At 65.9% G+C, this 15,819-nt stretch carries 12 protein-coding genes; 6 read left to right on the top strand and 6 right to left on the bottom strand.

Annotation, left to right across the window (positions count from 1 at the left end; all coding sequences use genetic code 11):
• Positions 1 to 20: 20 nt before the first annotated feature.
• From V9K97_RS02750 to serA, 6 genes are all read right to left on the bottom strand, one after another.
• Positions 21 to 1,046, bottom strand: coding sequence for a Tim44 domain-containing protein (locus V9K97_RS02750; protein WP_337316066.1), 1,026 nt, complete (start codon positions 1,044 to 1,046; stop codon positions 21 to 23).
• A 34-nt stretch (positions 1,047 to 1,080) separates the two neighbouring features.
• Positions 1,081 to 1,812, bottom strand: a complete 732-nt coding sequence (ubiE, locus tag V9K97_RS02745; protein ID WP_337316065.1) for a bifunctional demethylmenaquinone methyltransferase/2-methoxy-6-polyprenyl-1,4-benzoquinol methylase UbiE — start codon at positions 1,810 to 1,812, stop codon at positions 1,081 to 1,083.
• Between the two features lie 154 nt (positions 1,813 to 1,966).
• Positions 1,967 to 2,380: a gamma-butyrobetaine hydroxylase-like domain-containing protein gene (locus V9K97_RS02740; RefSeq protein WP_126748373.1), complete on the bottom strand. Its 414-nt coding sequence runs from the start codon at positions 2,378 to 2,380 to the stop codon at positions 1,967 to 1,969.
• Entirely contained in the window at positions 2,380 to 2,835 is a 456-nt protein-coding gene (locus V9K97_RS02735) for an HIT family protein (RefSeq protein ID WP_337316064.1), read from the bottom strand. Before V9K97_RS02735 ends, V9K97_RS02740 begins: the two co-directional genes overlap by 1 nt.
• Entirely contained in the window at positions 2,832 to 6,710 is a 3,879-nt protein-coding gene (locus V9K97_RS02730) for an FAD/FMN-binding oxidoreductase (RefSeq protein ID WP_337316062.1), read from the bottom strand. Before V9K97_RS02730 ends, V9K97_RS02735 begins: the two co-directional genes overlap by 4 nt.
• A gap of 88 nt (positions 6,711 to 6,798) precedes the next feature.
• Positions 6,799 to 8,031 (bottom strand): phosphoglycerate dehydrogenase, encoded by a 1,233-nt coding sequence (gene serA / locus V9K97_RS02725; RefSeq protein ID WP_337316060.1) that lies wholly within the window; start codon positions 8,029 to 8,031, stop codon positions 6,799 to 6,801.
• Between the two features lie 226 nt (positions 8,032 to 8,257).
• Here serA and ugpB point away from each other — a divergent pair, with 226 nt between their 5' ends.
• The 6 genes from ugpB (at position 8,258) to V9K97_RS02695 (ending at position 15,746) form a co-directional block, all read left to right on the top strand.
• Positions 8,258 to 9,571, top strand: a complete 1,314-nt coding sequence (ugpB, locus tag V9K97_RS02720; RefSeq protein WP_337316058.1) for a sn-glycerol-3-phosphate ABC transporter substrate-binding protein UgpB — start codon at positions 8,258 to 8,260, stop codon at positions 9,569 to 9,571.
• 94 nt (positions 9,572 to 9,665) lie between these two features.
• On the top strand, positions 9,666 to 10,547 hold the full coding sequence (gene ugpA / locus V9K97_RS02715; RefSeq protein WP_258502072.1) for a sn-glycerol-3-phosphate ABC transporter permease UgpA: 882 nt from the start codon (positions 9,666 to 9,668) through the stop codon (positions 10,545 to 10,547).
• 45 nt (positions 10,548 to 10,592) lie between these two features.
• Positions 10,593 to 11,441 (top strand): sn-glycerol-3-phosphate ABC transporter permease UgpE, encoded by an 849-nt coding sequence (gene ugpE, locus V9K97_RS02710; RefSeq protein WP_258502073.1) that lies wholly within the window; start codon positions 10,593 to 10,595, stop codon positions 11,439 to 11,441.
• A gap of 44 nt (positions 11,442 to 11,485) precedes the next feature.
• Positions 11,486 to 12,493 (top strand): sn-glycerol-3-phosphate ABC transporter ATP-binding protein UgpC, encoded by a 1,008-nt coding sequence (gene ugpC, locus V9K97_RS02705; protein WP_258502074.1) that lies wholly within the window; start codon positions 11,486 to 11,488, stop codon positions 12,491 to 12,493.
• 6 nt (positions 12,494 to 12,499) lie between these two features.
• Positions 12,500 to 13,246, top strand: coding sequence for a glycerophosphodiester phosphodiesterase (gene ugpQ / locus V9K97_RS02700; protein ID WP_258502075.1), 747 nt, complete (start codon positions 12,500 to 12,502; stop codon positions 13,244 to 13,246).
• A 76-nt stretch (positions 13,247 to 13,322) separates the two neighbouring features.
• Positions 13,323 to 15,746 (top strand): DUF3772 domain-containing protein, encoded by a 2,424-nt coding sequence (locus tag V9K97_RS02695; RefSeq protein WP_443302438.1) that lies wholly within the window; start codon positions 13,323 to 13,325, stop codon positions 15,744 to 15,746.
• Positions 15,747 to 15,819 lie beyond the last annotated feature (73 nt).

Genomic DNA, 15,819 nt, shown 5'->3' with positions numbered 1-15,819 from the left:
TCATGGCCGCCGGAATGCGCTTACTGCAGCGCTTGCACGCCTGCCACCAGCCAGCCGCTGTTGCCGCTGACGGGCTTGGTCATGTTCCAGACTTCGCGGAACGGGCCCGGGCCGGCCGAGTCGTCCTCGCGGATCATGCCGGAGAACTCCACGCTGGCCATGTAGGCATCGGCCAGTTCCTCGATGCCGAGCAGCTTGGCGTCCAGCATCACCACCTCGGTCTTGTTCGGAGCGCCGCCGGTGTGGCTGGCGCGGTCGGCCAGCTGCGTGCGGATCTCGTCGACCATGCTATCGGTCATCATGGAGCGCAGCGTGGCGACGTCGGCGCGGTCCCAGGCGTCTTGCAGCGTGACGAAGTTGCGCTTGGCGGCGCCAAGGAAGCCGTCCACGTCGAAGCCGACCGGAATGCCCCACGACTGCGAGCCCGAGAGCGCCGAGCCGATCATGCTGCCGCCGGCCGCGGCACCCGCCGCGGAAAGGCTGCTGCCATGCCGCTCGTCGGTGTGCGCGGGCGAGGCGTCAAAGGCGGTTGCGTTGCGCTCCCACGGCCGTGCCGAGGCGTCGTTGCCGACGTTGGCAGGGCTGTACTGCGCAGGCGCACTGGCGTTGGCCGGGTTGCCCGCGCCCTGGAAGGCGAAGCCGCCCTGGCGGTTGGCGCCCGACGAGGCGGCCGAACGCGCCTTGAACATGCGCCACACAAACAGGCCGGCCATGACCAGCAGGCCGATCAGCAGGATGTTGGCAAAGCCGGCGCCAAGGCCGAGCGAATTCGCGAGCCAGGCCAGGCCCAGGCCGGCGGCCAGGCCGCCGAGCATTGCACCCCATGGGCGCTTGGGTGCCGCGGCAGCGGGCGCCGGCGTTGCGGGCCGCGGCGCTGCGTTGGTTGCGTTTTGCTGCGCGGGCGCGCTGGGCGATGCGGCTTCACGCTGCGTCACGTTGGACGATTGGCGACCGACCGATTTGCCGCCGCCGATGCGGGCTGCATCGGCCTGCACGCTGACCAGGGCCAGCACGCAAGCCAGGAACAAAGAACTCAAACTTTTCATGTCGTCTCCTCTTTAGAGCGAAGAATTCGCGTCATCAACACTTGATTCCAACATGAAGGGCGACCACGCCCCCCGTCATGTTGTGATAGTCCACATGCCCGAAACCGCCCTCTTTCATGAGGGTCTTGAGCTCGTCCTGCGCGGGATGCATCCGGATCGATTCGGCCAGGTAGCGGTAGCTGGCGTCGTCGCCCGCCACCAGCTTGCCCAGGCGCGGCAGCACATTGAACGAATACCAGTCGTAGGCCTTTGCGAGCGGCTTGGCCACCTTCGAGAACTCGAGCACCAGGAGCTTGCCGCGCGGCTTGAGCACGCGGTTCATTTCCTTCAGTGCAATGTCCTTGTGCGTCATGTTGCGCAGGCCGAAGGCGACGGTCACCACGTCGAAGTGGTCGCTCGGGAATGGCAGTTTTTCTGCGTCGCACACCAGCGTGGGCAGCGCGACGCCGGCATCGAGCAGGCGGTCGCGGCCAGTGCGCAGCATGGCTTCGTTGATGTCGGTGTGCACCACCTGGCCGCTGGCGCCGACCTTCTTGGAGAAAGCCAGTGCGAGGTCGCCGGTGCCGCCCGCGATGTCGAGCACGCGCGAGCCTTCGCCCACGTTGGCCACCATCACGGCGTAGGCCTTCCAGGCGCGATGCAGCCCCATCGACATCAGGTCGTTCATGAGGTCGTAACGCGTGGCGACGGAGTCGAAGACGCCGCGAACACGTTGCGCTTTCTCGCTTTCGTCGACTTTTTCGAAGCCGAAGTGGGTGGTGCTCATTGGCCTGATATTAGGCCGGAAGCACACACCTCAAGATGGCGACCCTGCGAAGACGCCGGGCATTTGTTGCTTTTTCTTCAAATAGCGGGGCGCTGCAGAGCGCGCCGCGCTTGCGTGCGCGGCTATCTTTTCGGTAGCGGAGGCCGTTTGGGGCTCAGTGGCTGCTGCAGGCGGAGCCGCCCTTGTCGATCATCGGCGCGTCGCGGTCCACGCCCGCGGCGGCAAGCCGGCGTTCGTATTCGGCCCAGAGCTCGGCCTGCTTGGCGCCGAGTTCATACAGCAGGTTCCACGAGAAGATGCCCGTGTCGTGCCCGTCGCTGAAGACCGGCTGCACGGCGTAGTTGCCCACCGGCTTCAGGTCGACCAGCTCGACTTCGCGCTTGCCGGTCTGCAGCACTTCCTGGCCCGGGCCGTGGCCCTGCACTTCGGCGGATGGCGAATAGATGCGCATCAGCTCGAACGGAATGCGGAACGTGGCGCCGTCCGAGAACCCGACCTCGAGCATGCGCGACTGGCCGTGCACGGTGATCGATTGCGGCGTCGGTGCGCCGGCTTGCAAACCTGCCATCAGAAGCTCCTTGTGCCCAGTCGGGCGATCATCGCACTCTCGAGCGCGGGCAGGCGCGCGGCCACGGCGGCTTCCTGGGCTGCATTGGCCTCGCGCTGCGCCGGCGCCCAGACGGACCCCGGAAAATGCGTGTCGTCGGCGAACCGCGCAATCACATGCCAATGCAGGTGCGGCACCATGTTGCCGAGCGCCGCAAGGTTGATCTTGACCGGCGCCAGATGCTCGCGCAGGCACTGCTCGACCACCGTCACCGCCTCCATGCACAGCACGCGGTCGGCGGCACTGAGATCGGAAAATTCTGCTGCATGCTCGCGCCAGATCACCCGATAGAAGGCCGGAAAGCCGGCCTCTTCGGCATGAATGACGCGAAGCTTCGCGCCTTCGAACACGACGCGGCCACCCGGGCCTTCGCAGAACGGACAGCCCGGGACCGAGCCGGTGGTGGCCATGGTCATACCAGCACTCGCTCGATGCCGCCATGGTTGGCGGCGGCCACGTATTCGGGCATCCAGTCCTTGCCGAGAATCTTGTTGGCCATTTCGACCACGATGTAGTCGGCTTCGAGCAGCCCGTTGTTCAGGTCGTTGCCGTAGCGCGAGAGGCCTTGCAGGCAGCTCGGGCAGCTGGTCAGGATCTTGACGTTGTCCTTTTCGCCGACCTGGCCGTTCGCACGCAGCGCGGCCTCGCCCTTCTTCAGTTCTTCTTCCTTGCGGAAGCGGATCTGCGTGGAGATGTCGGGCCGCGACACGCCCAGCGTGCCGGACTCGCCGCAGCAGCGGTCGTTCTTGAGCACGTTGTCGCCGACCAGCGCCTTCACCGTCTTCATCGGGTCCTGCAGCTTCATGGGGCTGTGGCAGGGGTCGTGGTAGAGATAGCCACCACCCGCGGCATCGGCCAGCGTGATGCCCTTTTCGAGCAGGTACTCGTGGATGTCGATGATGCGGCAGCCCGGGAAGATCTTGTCGAACTGGTAGCCCTGCAGCTGGTCGTAGCAGGTGCCGCAGCTCACCACCACCGTCTTGATGTCCAGGTAGTTGAGCGTGTTGGCCACGCGGTGGAAGAGCACGCGGTTGTCCGTGATCATCTTCTCGGCCTTGTCGAACTGGCCGCTGCCGCGCTGCGGATAGCCGCAGCACAGGTAGCCTGGCGGCAGCACGGTCTGCACGCCCGCGTGCCAGAGCATCGCCTGCGTGGCCAGGCCCACCTGCGAGAACAGGCGCTCCGAACCGCAGCCCGGGAAATAGAACACCGCCTCGGTTTCCGATGTGGTCGCCTTCGGGTTGCGGATGATCGGCACGTAGTCGGCATCCTCGATGTCGAGCAGCGCGCGCGCCGTCTTCTTCGGCAGGTTGCCCGGCATCTTCTTGTTGATGAAGTGGATCACCTGCTCTTTCAGCGGCGCCGGGCCCAGCGTGGCCGGCGGTGCGGCCGTCTGCTTGCGGGCAAGCCCGCGCAGCAGGTCGTTGCCCAGGCGCTGCGCCTTGAAGCCGATGCCCACCATGCCCGCGCGCACTGCCTTGATGGTCTGCGGGTTGGTCGCGTTGAGGAAGAACATCGCGGCCGCATTGCCGGGGCGGAAGCTCTTCTGCCCCATCTTGCGCAGCAGGTTGCGCATGTTCATCGACACGTCGCCGAAGTCGATCTTCACCGGGCACGGCGTGAGGCACTTGTGGCACACGGTGCAGTGGTCGGCCACGTCCTCGAACTCTTCCCAGTGCTTGATACTGATACCGCGGCGGGTCTGCTCTTCGTACAGGAAGGCTTCCACCAGCAGCGAGGTCGCCAGGATCTTGTTGCGCGGGCTGTACAGCAGGTTGGCGCGCGGCACGTGGGTGGCGCACACCGGCTTGCACTTGCCGCAGCGCAGGCAGTCCTTCACGCTGTCGGCAATGGCGCCGATATCGCTCTGCTGCATGATGAGCGACTCATGCCCCATGAGGCCGAAGCTCGGCGTGTAGGCGTTGGTCAGGTCGGCATGCAGCTCGATGTTCTGGCCGGCGGGCGCGCGCAGCAGCTTGCCTTTGTTGAAGCGGCCTTCGGGGTCGACGCGCTGCTTGTAGTCCATGAAGGGCGCGAGCTCTTCGTCACTCAGGAATTCGAGCTTGGTAATGCCGATGCCGTGCTCGCCCGAAATCACGCCGTCGAGGCTGCGCGCCAGCGCCATGATGCGTACCACTGCCGCGTGCGCGGTCTGCAGCATGTCGTAGTTGTCGCTGTTGACGGGAATGTTGGTGTGCACATTGCCGTCGCCCGCATGCATGTGCAGCGCCACCCACACGCGGCCCTTGAGCACCTGCTTGTGAATGGCCGTGCACTCGGCCAGGATCGGCGCGAACTCGGCGCCCGAGAAGATTTCCTGCAGCGGCTGGCGCAGCTGGGTCTTCCAGCTGGCTCGCAAGGTGTGGTCCTGCAGCTGCGGGAACAGCTTGTCGACGTCGCGCAGCCATTCGGCCCAGAGCGCACGCACGCCCTGCACCAGTGCCACGGCCTGCGCCACGCGGTCTTCCAGCAGCTCGGCCGCGGGAATCTCGTGCGCATCGTCGGTCTTGCCGAGCGGCAGGTTGCCGCGCAGCAGAAAGGCCTCGAGCGCGTCGGTGAGCGCGAGCTTGTTCTGCAGCGAGAGCTCGATGTTGATGCGCTCGATGCCGTCGCTGTACTCGGCCATGCGCGGCAGCGGAATCACCACGTCTTCGTTGATCTTGAAGGCGTTGGTGTGCTTGCTGATGGCGGCGGTGCGCTTGCGGTCGAGCCAGAATTTCTTGCGCGCCTCGGGGCTGATGGCAATGAAGCCTTCGCCGCTGCGCGAATTGGCGATGCGCACCACTTCGGAGGTGACGCGCGCCACCGCATCGGCGTCGTCGCCCGCAATGTCGCCGAACAGCACCATCTTCGGCAGGCCGCCGTGCTTTTTCGACTTGGTGGCGTAGCCCACGGCCTTTAGGTAGCGGTCGTCCAGGTGTTCGAGGCCCGCCAGCAGCACGCCGCTGCGCTTCTGCTCCGCGAACATGAAGTCCTTGATCTCGACGATGCTCGGCACGGCATCTTTCGCGTTGCCGAAGAATTCGAGGCACACGGTGCGCGTGTGCGCCGGCATGCGGTGCACCACCCAGCGGCAGCTGGTAATGAGGCCGTCGCAGCCCTCTTTCTGGATGCCGGGCAGGCCCGAGAGGAACTTGTCGGTCACGTCCTTGCCGAGGCCTTCCTTGCGGAAGGTGCGACCCGGAATGTCGAGGCGCTCGGTGCGCAGCTTGGTCTTGCCGTCGGCGGCGAAGTACTGCAGCTCGAACACGGCGCTTTCGGCGTCGTGGATCTTGCCAAGGTTGTGGCCTATGCGCGTGACTTCGAGCCATTCGGCCTGCGGCGTCACCATGCGCCACGACGCCAGGTTGTCGAGCGCCGTGCCCCAGAGCACGGCCTTCTTGCCGCCCGCGTTCATTGCCACGTTGCCGCCGACGCACGAGGCTTCGGCGGAGGTGGGGTCGACCGCGAACACATAGCCGGCACGCTCGGCCGCGTCGGCCACGCGCTGGGTGACCACGCCCGCTTCAGTCCAGACAGTGGCCACGGGTGCTTCCAGGCCGGGAAGCGAGACCATCTCGACCTCGGTCATGGCCTCGAGCTTCTCGGTGTTGATGACCACGCTCTTCCACGTGAGCGGAATGGCGCCGCCGGTGTAGCCCGTGCCGCCGCCGCGCGGAATGATGGTCAAGCCCAGCTCGATGCAGCCCTTGACGAGCAGCGCCATCTCGGCTTCGGTGTCGGGGCACAGCACCACGAACGGATATTCGACGCGCCAGTCGGTCGCATCAGTCACGTGCGACACGCGCGAGAGGCCGTCGAACTTGATGTTGTCCTTGGCTGTCAGGCGGCCCAGCACGCGCGTGGCCTTGCGGCGCAGGGCCGCCACGTCGCGAAAAGCGGTGTCGAAGGCCGCAACGGCCTGGCCGACGAGCCCCGTGAGTTCGCCCACGAGCTGGTCGCGCGGCAGGTCGCTGTCGGGGGTGCGGCGTTTCTGGACTTCGGCCAGGCGGTGCCTGAGCGCATCGACCAGCTGGCCGCGGCGGCGCGGGTTGTCGAGCAGGTCGTCGACGAGGTAGGGGTTGCGCTGCACCACCCAGATGTCGCCGAGCACTTCGTACAGCATGCGGGCCGATCGGCCGGTGCGGCGCTCGGCGCGCAGGGTCTGGAGCAGTTCCCAGCCGCGCTCGCCCAACAGGCGGATCACGATCTCTCGATCGGAAAAGCTGGTGTAGTTATAGGGGATCTCGCGCAGTCGTACAGGCTCTGCGGCCTGCGACAACAGCGTGGTCAACGCGGTCGGAGCATTCATCGGGGGTGGCACCTCGGCCGGGCGCTGCGCGCCCATAGCCGGGGGTGGGGATTTTAGGCCACCGCCCGCGGGTTTGCCCGGAGGGGCCTTAGAACAGCACCCGACTGCGGATGGTTCCGTTCACCTTGGCCAGCTTTTCCAGCGCCAGGTCGGAGTAGGCCGCGTCGATGTCCATCACCACGTAGCCGATCTTCTCGTTGGTCTGCAGGAACTGCGAGGAGATGTTGATGTTGTTGTCGGAGAAGATCTTGTTGATTTCCGACAGCACGCCGGGCACGTTGCGGTGCACGTGCAGCAGCCGGTGCTTGCCGGGGTGGGCCGGCAGCGCCACTTCCGGAAAGTTGACCGACGAGGTCGAGGTGCCGTTGTCGCTGTACTTCACCAGCTTTTCCGCCACCTCGAGGCCGATGTTGGCCTGCGCCTCCATGGTCGAGCCGCCGATGTGGGGGGTCAGAATCACGTTGTCGAGGCCCCGCAAGGGCGACTGGAACTCGTCCTTGTTGGTGCGCGGCTCGATCGGGAAGACGTCAATGGCGGCGCCCAACAGCTTTTTCTGCCTCAGGGCTTCGGCCAGCGGCTCGATCTCCACCACCGTTCCGCGCGAAGCGTTGATCAGGATGGAGCCCGGCTTCATGGCGGCGATTTCGGCCGCGCCGATCATCCACTGGGTGGCCTGCGTCTCGGGCACGTGCAAGGTCACGATGTCGCTCTGGGCCAGCAACTGGTGCAGCTCGCGCACCTGGCGCGCATTGCCCAGCGGCAGCTTGGTGACCACGTCGAAAAAAGCCACCTGCATGCCCAGCGCCTCGGCCAGCACCGACAGCTGGGCGCCAATGGAGCCGTAGCCCACGATGCCGAGCGTCTTGCCGCGAATCTCGAAGGCGTTTTCGGCCGATTTGAGCCACCCGCCGCGGTGCGCCACTGCGCTTTTTTCAGGCACGCCGCGCAAGAGCAGGATGGCTTCTGCCAGCACCAGCTCGGCCACCGAGCGGGTGTTGGAATAAGGTGCATTGAACACCGCCACGCCGTGTTCGCGCGCAGCCTCCAGGTCGACCTGGTTGGTGCCGATGCAGAAGCACCCCGCCGCCACCAGCTTCTGGGCGGCCGCAAAAACCTCGGCCGTCAGTTGCGTGCGCGAGCGGATGCCCAGGAAGTGAACGTCGGCAATCTTTGCCTTGAGCTCCGCGTCGGGGAGCGCGCCCGGCAGAGATTCCACGTTGGTGTAGCCCGCGGCATGCAGGACCTCCACGGCGGAAGGGTGGATGCCTTCGAGCAAAAGGAACTTGATCCTGCTTTTGTCGAGGGAGGTTTTGCTGCTCATGACGTACTCGCGGAAGCCCCGGCCACGGCAACAGGCTAGGCCGAAAAAAGGGGAAGGCGATGCTAGCATGCTGCGCCGCAGCATGAGGGACCAAGCCCTGCTGGAAGCCTTGTGCCAAAGGGGTTTTCCCGATTGGAAAATGACAACAGTCCGTGCGCCAATGTGACGCGGTCATGTCATCCATATGGCCTAGCATCCGCGCTTTCATTTCCCATCAGGAGTCTTCATGCGATTCAAGACGCTCGCGCTGGCATCGGCGCTGGCCGCCACCACGCTGTTCAATGTGGCCCACGCCCAAACCGAAATCCAGTGGTGGCATTCCATGAGCGGCCCGCTCGGCGAATGGGTCAACGACCTCGCCAAGCAGTACAACGCCAGCCAGAAGGAATTCAAGGTCGTGCCGACCTACAAGGGCCAGTACGACGAATCCATGACGGCCGCAATCGCGGCCTATCGCGCCGGCAATGCGCCGGACATCCTGCAGGTGTTCGAGGTCGGCACCGCCACCATGATGGCCTCCAAGGGCGCCATCAAGCCCGTGGGCGAAGTCATGAACTCCGGCGGCGCCAAGTTCGACCCGAGCGTGTACGTGCCGGCCGTGTCGGGCTACTACACCGCCCCCAACGGCCAGATGCTGAGCTTCCCGTTCAACAGCTCGACGACCATCTTCTATTACAACAAGGACGCCTTCAAGGCGGCCGGCCTCGACCCCGAGAAGGCGCCCACCACCTGGCCCGAAGTGATTGCCGCGGCCGACAAGCTCAAGGCGAGCGGCCACAAGTGCCCGTTCACCACCAGCTGGATGAGCTGGACCCAGCTCGAGAGCTTCTCGGCCTGGCACAACACGCTCTATGCGACGCAGAACAACGGCTTCGGCGGCACTTCGGCGCGCCTGGCCTTCAACTCGCCGCTGCAGGTGAAGCATTTCGAGAACCTGGCCAAGATGTCGAAGGACGGCACCTTCGTCTACAAGGGCCGCAACAACACGGCCGACGCCGCCTTCCCCTCGGGCGAATGCGCCATGATGACCGGCTCCTCGGGCCTGTACGCACGCGTGGCCAAGGACGCCAAGTTCAAGTACGGCATCTCCACCCTGCCCTACTACCCCGACGTGAAGGGCGCGCCGCAGAACACCGTCATCGGCGGCGCCAGCCTCTGGGTCATGGCCGGCAAGCCGGCCGACCACTACAAGGGCGTGGCCAGCTTCTTCACCTTCCTGTCCGACACCAAGGTGCAGTCCGAAAGTCACAAGCGCACGGGCTACCTGCCCATTACCACCGCGGCCTACAAGCTGACCGATGCCTCGGGCTTCTACAAGGACAACCCCGGCACCGACGTGGCCGTGACGCAGATGATCCGCAAGACCACCGACAAGTCGCGCGGCGTGCGCCTGGGCAGCTTCGTGCAGATCCGGACCATCATCGACGAGGAAACCGAGCAGATCTGGAACGGCAAGCGCACCGCCAAGGAAGCACTCGATGCCGCCGTCAAGCGCGGTAACGAGCAGCTCGAACGCTTCGAAAAAGCCAACAAAGGCTGACGCCCCGTTCGGCTCGGCGCCGAAGTAGACTCGCCCGCCCGCCACTGCAAAAGCCGTGGGCGGGCGTTTCGTTTTTTGAGGGATTCGAGGGGCTATGGAAAAACGCGTTCTATTCCGATCGGCATGGCTGCCATGGCTGCTGATCGCGCCGCAAATGGCGGTGATCCTGGTGTTCTTTTTCTGGCCCGCCAGCCAGGCGATCTGGCAGTCGATGCAGACCGAGGACGCCTTCGGCACCTCCACCGTCTTCGTGGGCCTGGAGAACTTCAAGCACCTGTTCGACGACCCGGCCTACATCGAGTCGTTCAAGGTCACCGCGCTGTTCTCGGTGCTGGTGGCCGGCATCGGCATCGCGATCTCGCTGCTGCTGGCAATCTTTGCCGACCGCATCCTGCGCGGTTCGCTGTTCTACAAGACCTTCCTGATCATTCCGTACGCGGTGGCGCCTGCCATCGCGGGCGTGCTGTGGGTGTTCATGTTCTCGCCCAGCATCGGCGTGGTGAGCTATGGCCTGCGCAAGATGGGCATGGACTGGAACCACCTGCTCAATTCCAACCAGGCGCTGTCGCTGATCGTCGTGGCCGCCATCTGGAAGCAGATTTCCTACAACTTCCTGTTCTTCCTGGCCGGGCTGCAGTCCATTCCCAAGGCGCTGATCGAGGCCGCGGCCATCGACGGCGCCGGTCCGCTGCGCCGCTTCCTGACCATCCAGTTTCCGCTGCTGTCGCCCACCACCTTCTTCCTGCTGGTGATCAACGTGGTGTACGCCTTTTTCGACACCTTCGCGATCGTGCATGCCACCACCGAAGGCGGCCCGGGGCGCGACACCGCCATCCTGGTCTACAAGGTGTGGCACGACGGATTCCGGGCGCTCGACCTGGGCGGCTCGGCCGCTCAATCCGTGGTGCTGATGGTGATTGTCGTCGTCCTCACGGTGGTCCAGTTCCGCTACGTCGAAAAGAAGGTCCAGTACTGATGGCGCACCCTTTCCCTTTTGCTTTTTTCCTCCGGAGCATCCGCCATGATTGAACGCCGGCCCGGCCTCACCGTCCTTTCGCACGTGGTGCTGATCCTGGGCATTGCCATCGTGGCCTTTCCCATCTACCTGGCCTTCGTCGCCTCGACCCACACACGCGACGAGATCCTGCGCGTGCCGATGCCGCTTGTGCCCGGTGCGCACATGGTCGAGAACTACACCGCGGCGCTCCTTGGCACCGAGACGCAGGGCGCGCGCGTGGTGGTGGGCCGCATGATGTGGATCAGCCTGGTCACGGCGCTGGTCATCAGCATCGGCAAGATCGCGATCTCGCTGCTCTCGGCCTTTGCCATCGTGTATTTCCGCTTTCCGTTCAAGAAGATCGTCTTCTGGATGATCTTCGTGACGCTCATGCTGCCGGTGGAGGTGCGCATCCTGCCCACCTACAAGGTGCTGGCGGACCTGAACATGCTCAACACCTACGCGGGCCTGACCGTCCCGCTGATCGCGTCGGCCACGGCAACCTTCCTGTTCCGGCAGTTCTTTCTCTCGGTGCCCGACGAGCTGGTAGAGGCCGCGCGAATAGACGGCGCGGGGCCGATGCGCTTCTTCAAGGACATCCTGGTGCCGCTATCGCAGACGTCGATCGCCGCGCTCTTCGTGATCCAGTTCATCTACGGCTGGAACCAGTACCTGTGGCCGCTTCTGGCCACCACCAGCGAAGACATGTACCCGGTGGTCATCGGCATCAAGCGCATGATCGCCTCGGGCGACGCCGCGGTCGACTGGAACCTTGTAATGGCCACCGCCATGCTGGCGATGATTCCGCCGGCCATCGTTGTGGTCCTCATGCAGCGCTGGTTCGTCAAGGGCCTGGTCGACACTGAAAAATGAGCCTCGGCGCGCTAGCCACAACCTGATATTCACAACAGAACAACATGTCAGCCATTTCCTTTCGCAACGTCATCAAGCGCTACGGCAAGGGTGCCAAGGCCAACCAGGTCATCCACGGCGTCTCGGCCGAGGTGAACAAGGGCGAATTCGTCGTCATCGTCGGGCCTTCGGGCTGCGGCAAGTCCACGCTGCTACGCATGGTGGCCGGCCTCGAAGACATCTCGGCCGGCGACATCGCCATTGGCGGCCGCGTGGTGAACCAGCTCGAACCTTCCGAGCGCGACATCGCCATGGTGTTCCAGAACTATGCGCTCTATCCGCACATGAGCGTGTTCAAGAACATGGCCTACGGCCTGAAGATCGCCAAGCTGCCCGAAGCCGAAATCAAGACCCGCGTCGACAAGGCGGCCAAGATCCTCGAGCTGGGCCACCTGCTCGAGCGCAAGCCGCGCGAGCTTTCGGGGGGCCAGCGCCAGCGCGTGGCCATGGGCCGCGCCATCGTGCGGCAGCCGCAGGTCTTCCTGTTCGACGAACCGCTGTCCAACCTGGACGCCAAGCTGCGCGCACAGACCCGCCTCGAAATCCAGAAGCTGCACCGCGAGCTGGGCATTACCTCGCTCTTCGTCACGCACGACCAGGTCGAGGCCATGACGCTCGCGCAGCGAATCATCGTGATGAACGGCGGCGTGATGGACCAGTTCGCAACGCCCGAAGAGGTCTACAACCGGCCGGCTACCACCTTCGTGGCCAGCTTCATCGGTTCGCCGCCGATGAACCTGCTGCAGCATGCGCCCGGCGTGCGGGCGGGCCAGATTCTCGGCATTCGCCCCGAGCACATGAAGCTCGACGAAAGCGGCTGGTCCGTGCAGGTCGAGTCGGTCGAGCTGCTGGGCGCCGAACGGCTGGTGTATGGCCGCATCGGCGACGAGCAGATCATCATGCGCACCGACGAAGGCGATCATCCGCCGGTCGCGGGCGACACGGTAAAGATTGCGGCGCGCGAAGACAAGCTGCACTGGTTCGACGCCGGCTCCGGCAAGCGCGCGGACTGAAGCAAGATGCCGGAACTGAAACCCTGGCCCTACCCGCGCTGGGTAGCGCACCGCGGCGCCGGCAAGCTAGCGCCCGAGAACACGCTGGCCGCGTTCAGGCTCGGCGCCTCGCACGGCTACCGCATGTTCGAGTGCGACGCCAAGCTCAGCGCCGACGGTGTGGCCTTTCTCATGCACGACGCCGAGCTCGACCGCACCACCAACGGCCACGGCATCGGCGGAGAGCAGCCGTGGAGCGCGCTCTCGCAGCTCGACGCGGGCGGCTGGCACTCGCGCGCCTTTGCGGGCGAGCCGCTCGCCACGCTCGAGAACCTGGCCCGCTTCTGCCTGGCCAGCAACCATCTGCTCAACATCGAAATCAAGCCCACGCCCGGTACCGAGCGCAAGACCGGCGAGGCGGTGGCGCGGCAAGCGGCCAGGCTTTGGCACGGCGCGGCCATTCCGCCGCTGCTCACCTCCTTCCAGGTCGAGTCGCTCAAGGGCGCCCAGGCGGTCGAGCCCGGCTTGCCGCGCGGGCTGCTGCTCGACAAGCTCTGGAGCGGCTGGCTGGAGGCCGCCATCGGCCTGGAGTGCGCCGCCATCGTCTGCAACCACAAGCTCTGGGACGCCGACACGGTGGCCCAGGTGCACGGCGCCGGCATGCGCGCGCTGAGCTACACGGTGAATGACGAACAGGCCGCGCAGCGGCTGATCGCCCTGGGCACCGACGGCATCATCACCGACCGGGTCGACCTGTTCAGCCCCGCCGCCTGACCGCCCCGGCCACCGGCCGCGGCGGCTCGACACACGCTGTCACGAGCCGTTCCGCGGGCCGCAAATGGCGCCTTCTATGATGGCAGCCATGAGTTTCATCCCACGCCTGATGGCCTTTTGGCTGGCGGCCCTGCTGTGTTGCGGCGCCGCGGTGGCGCAGCCGGACGCCGGCACCGGCGCCAACAGCAGCGCCGCCGCAGCCGCGGCGCTCGCGCCCGAACCCACCGTGGCCGAACTGCGCGAGCAGCTCTCCAAGATCACCGCTTCGGCCAGTTCCGAACCCGACGCCGACGTTCGCAAGCTCGTCGCGCAGATCAACGAGATCGGCACCCAGGCCGACAAGTTCGTTGCCGCACGCACCGGCGAACTGGCCGACCTGAACGCCCGGCTCGGCGAGCTCGGCAACCCGCCGGCCGCGGGCACGACGGAAGACCCCGACATCACGCGCCAGCGCGCCCGCCTCACCAAGGAGCGCAATGCGCTGGATGCGGACATCAGGCTCGCGCGCCTCCTGGCCATCGACGTGCGGCAGCGCAGTACCGAGCTGCTCACCCAGCGCCGGGCGCTTTTCGAGGCGCAGATCACCGAGCGTGCCCCTTCTCCGCTCGGCGGCGAGTTCTGGCGCGACCTGCGCGAGGCATGGCCCAGCGATCTCGAACGCCTGAGCGCGCTGGCGTCCGGCCTGCAAGACGGACTTGCGCTGGCCATGCAGCAGGATGGAGCCCGAACCGCGGTTCTCGGGGCGCTGCTGCTGGCGGTGCTGCTCGCGATACTGGGCAACTGGGTGGCCGAGCACCTGCTGACGCGCATTGCCGCGCGGCTGCTGCCGGCGGGCCGGCTTCGGCGTTCGCTGCTGGTCATCGCCATCGTGGCAAGCCATGTGCTGCTGGTTGCCATTGCGGCGCACGGCTTCGTGTGGGTGCTCGAGGAATACGCCACCTGGGAGCCGCAGGCACGCAAGGCCATGCGTTCGATGGCGCAGGCGCTGGTGTTCATGGCTTTCGTCATCGGGCTGGGCCGCGCGCTGCTGGCCACCAGGCGCCCGACCTGGCGCCTGCCGCCCATTCCCGATGCGATGGCAACACGCCTGGCCGCACTGCCGTGGCTGGTCGCGCTGGTGGCCGCGCTGGCCTGGACGCCGGCTGAAATCAACCAGTTGGTGAACGCCAGCTTCGCCGCCGTGGTCGCCACCCATGTGCTCACGGCGCTGGTACTCACGGCGCTGGTCGGCGCGGTGATGTATCGCCTGAAGGCGCTGCGCGCCGACGCGCCCGAGGCCGGCCTGCCCGAGCGGCCGATGTGGGTGGGCCTGCTGGTGGCATGCATCGGCGTGCTCATCGTCACGATCTGGGTGCTGGTCGCGGTGGGGTATGTGGCGCTTGCGAGCTTCCTGGCTTCGCAGCTCACCTGGAGCGGCATCGTCGCGGCTGCTTTCTATGTGCTGTTCAAGTTTGCCGACGACGTTTTCATGGCCGGTGTGTCGTCGCGCAGCACCTTCGGGCAGCGCCTGCAAAAGAGCTTTGGCCTTGCGCCGCAAACGCTCGACCAGGCGGCCACGGTGCTCTCCGGCCTGAGCCGCGTGGCGCTGTTCTTCTACATGCTGATCGCGCTGGCGGCGCCCCTGGGCACCGGGCCCGGCGAAGTGTTCCAGCGCAGCGGCAAGTTCGGCACCGGCGTGAAGGTGGGCGAGTTCCAGCTGGTGCCCGGCGCCATCTTCAGCGCCATTGCCGTGGCGCTGGTGGGCTTCATCGTGCTGCGGGTGTTCAAGCGCTGGCTGGCGCGCAGCTACCTGCCGAGCACGCAGTTCGAGCCGGGCATGCAGAGTTCGATCACCACGCTGCTGGGCTACGTGGGCGGCATCCTGGTGGTGGCGTTCTCGCTCTCGGCGCTGGGCATCGGCATCGAGCGCATCGCGTGGGTGGCCAGCGCGCTGTCGGTGGGCATCGGCTTCGGCCTGCAGGCCATCGTGCAGAACTTCATCTCGGGCCTCATTCTCCTGGCCGAGCAGCCGGTGAAGGTGGGCGACTGGGTGGTGCTGGGCACCACCGAGGGCGATGTGCGGCGCATCAACGTGCGCGCCACGGAAATCCAGCTCGGAGACCGCTCGACGGTCATCGTGCCCAACTCCGAGTTCATCACCAAGACCGTCCGCAACATGACGCTGGCCAATGCGGAAGGCCGGGTGCTCATTCGCCTGCCGCTGCCGCTGACCACCGACGCCCAGCGCGTGCGCGACCTCATCCTGGAGGCCTGCCGCGCGCACGAGGGTGTGCTGGAAACGCCCGCGCCTTCGCTCACGCTCGAAGGCATCGAGGGCGGCCTGCTCATCTTCCAGGCCATTGCCTATGTGCCCAGCCCGCGCCTGGCGGGCAGCGTGCGCAGCGACCTGCTGTTCACCATCCTGGAGCGCCTGCGCGCGGAACGGATCGAGCTGGTGCCCTACGCGGCCGTGGCGCCGCCGGTTGCCGCTTCGGACGGCACCGCGCCGGCCGCGGCCTAGCCGCCTGTTACATCCCGATCACCCAAGCAGGGGGCAAATGCCCGCCCTGATCGATCAATTGTCCGGAGCCCTG

It is taken from the genome of Variovorax sp. CCNWLW186, assembly GCF_037203865.1.
In the GTDB taxonomy this organism is placed as follows: Bacteria; Pseudomonadota; Gammaproteobacteria; order Burkholderiales; family Burkholderiaceae_C; genus Variovorax.
The sequence above is the reverse complement of the archived record's forward strand: the minus strand, read 5'-3'. Positions and strand labels throughout refer to the sequence as shown.

Coding starts and splice junctions, on each gene's coding strand:
- V9K97_RS02750 (WP_337316066.1), bottom strand. CDS start 1,046: ATGAAAAGTTTGAGTTCTTTGTTCCTGGCTTGCGTGCTGGCCCTGGTC.
- ubiE (WP_337316065.1), bottom strand. CDS start 1,812: ATGAGCACCACCCACTTCGGCTTCGAAAAAGTCGACGAAAGCGAGAAA.
- V9K97_RS02740 (WP_126748373.1), bottom strand. CDS start 2,380: ATGGCAGGTTTGCAAGCCGGCGCACCGACGCCGCAATCGATCACCGTG.
- V9K97_RS02735 (WP_337316064.1), bottom strand. CDS start 2,835: ATGACCATGGCCACCACCGGCTCGGTCCCGGGCTGTCCGTTCTGCGAA.
- V9K97_RS02730 (WP_337316062.1), bottom strand. CDS start 6,710: ATGAATGCTCCGACCGCGTTGACCACGCTGTTGTCGCAGGCCGCAGAG.
- serA (WP_337316060.1), bottom strand. CDS start 8,031: ATGAGCAGCAAAACCTCCCTCGACAAAAGCAGGATCAAGTTCCTTTTG.
- ugpB (WP_337316058.1), top strand. CDS start 8,258: ATGCGATTCAAGACGCTCGCGCTGGCATCGGCGCTGGCCGCCACCACG.
- ugpA (WP_258502072.1), top strand. CDS start 9,666: ATGGAAAAACGCGTTCTATTCCGATCGGCATGGCTGCCATGGCTGCTG.
- ugpE (WP_258502073.1), top strand. CDS start 10,593: ATGATTGAACGCCGGCCCGGCCTCACCGTCCTTTCGCACGTGGTGCTG.
- ugpC (WP_258502074.1), top strand. CDS start 11,486: ATGTCAGCCATTTCCTTTCGCAACGTCATCAAGCGCTACGGCAAGGGT.
- ugpQ (WP_258502075.1), top strand. CDS start 12,500: ATGCCGGAACTGAAACCCTGGCCCTACCCGCGCTGGGTAGCGCACCGC.
- V9K97_RS02695 (WP_443302438.1), top strand. CDS start 13,323: ATGATGGCAGCCATGAGTTTCATCCCACGCCTGATGGCCTTTTGGCTG.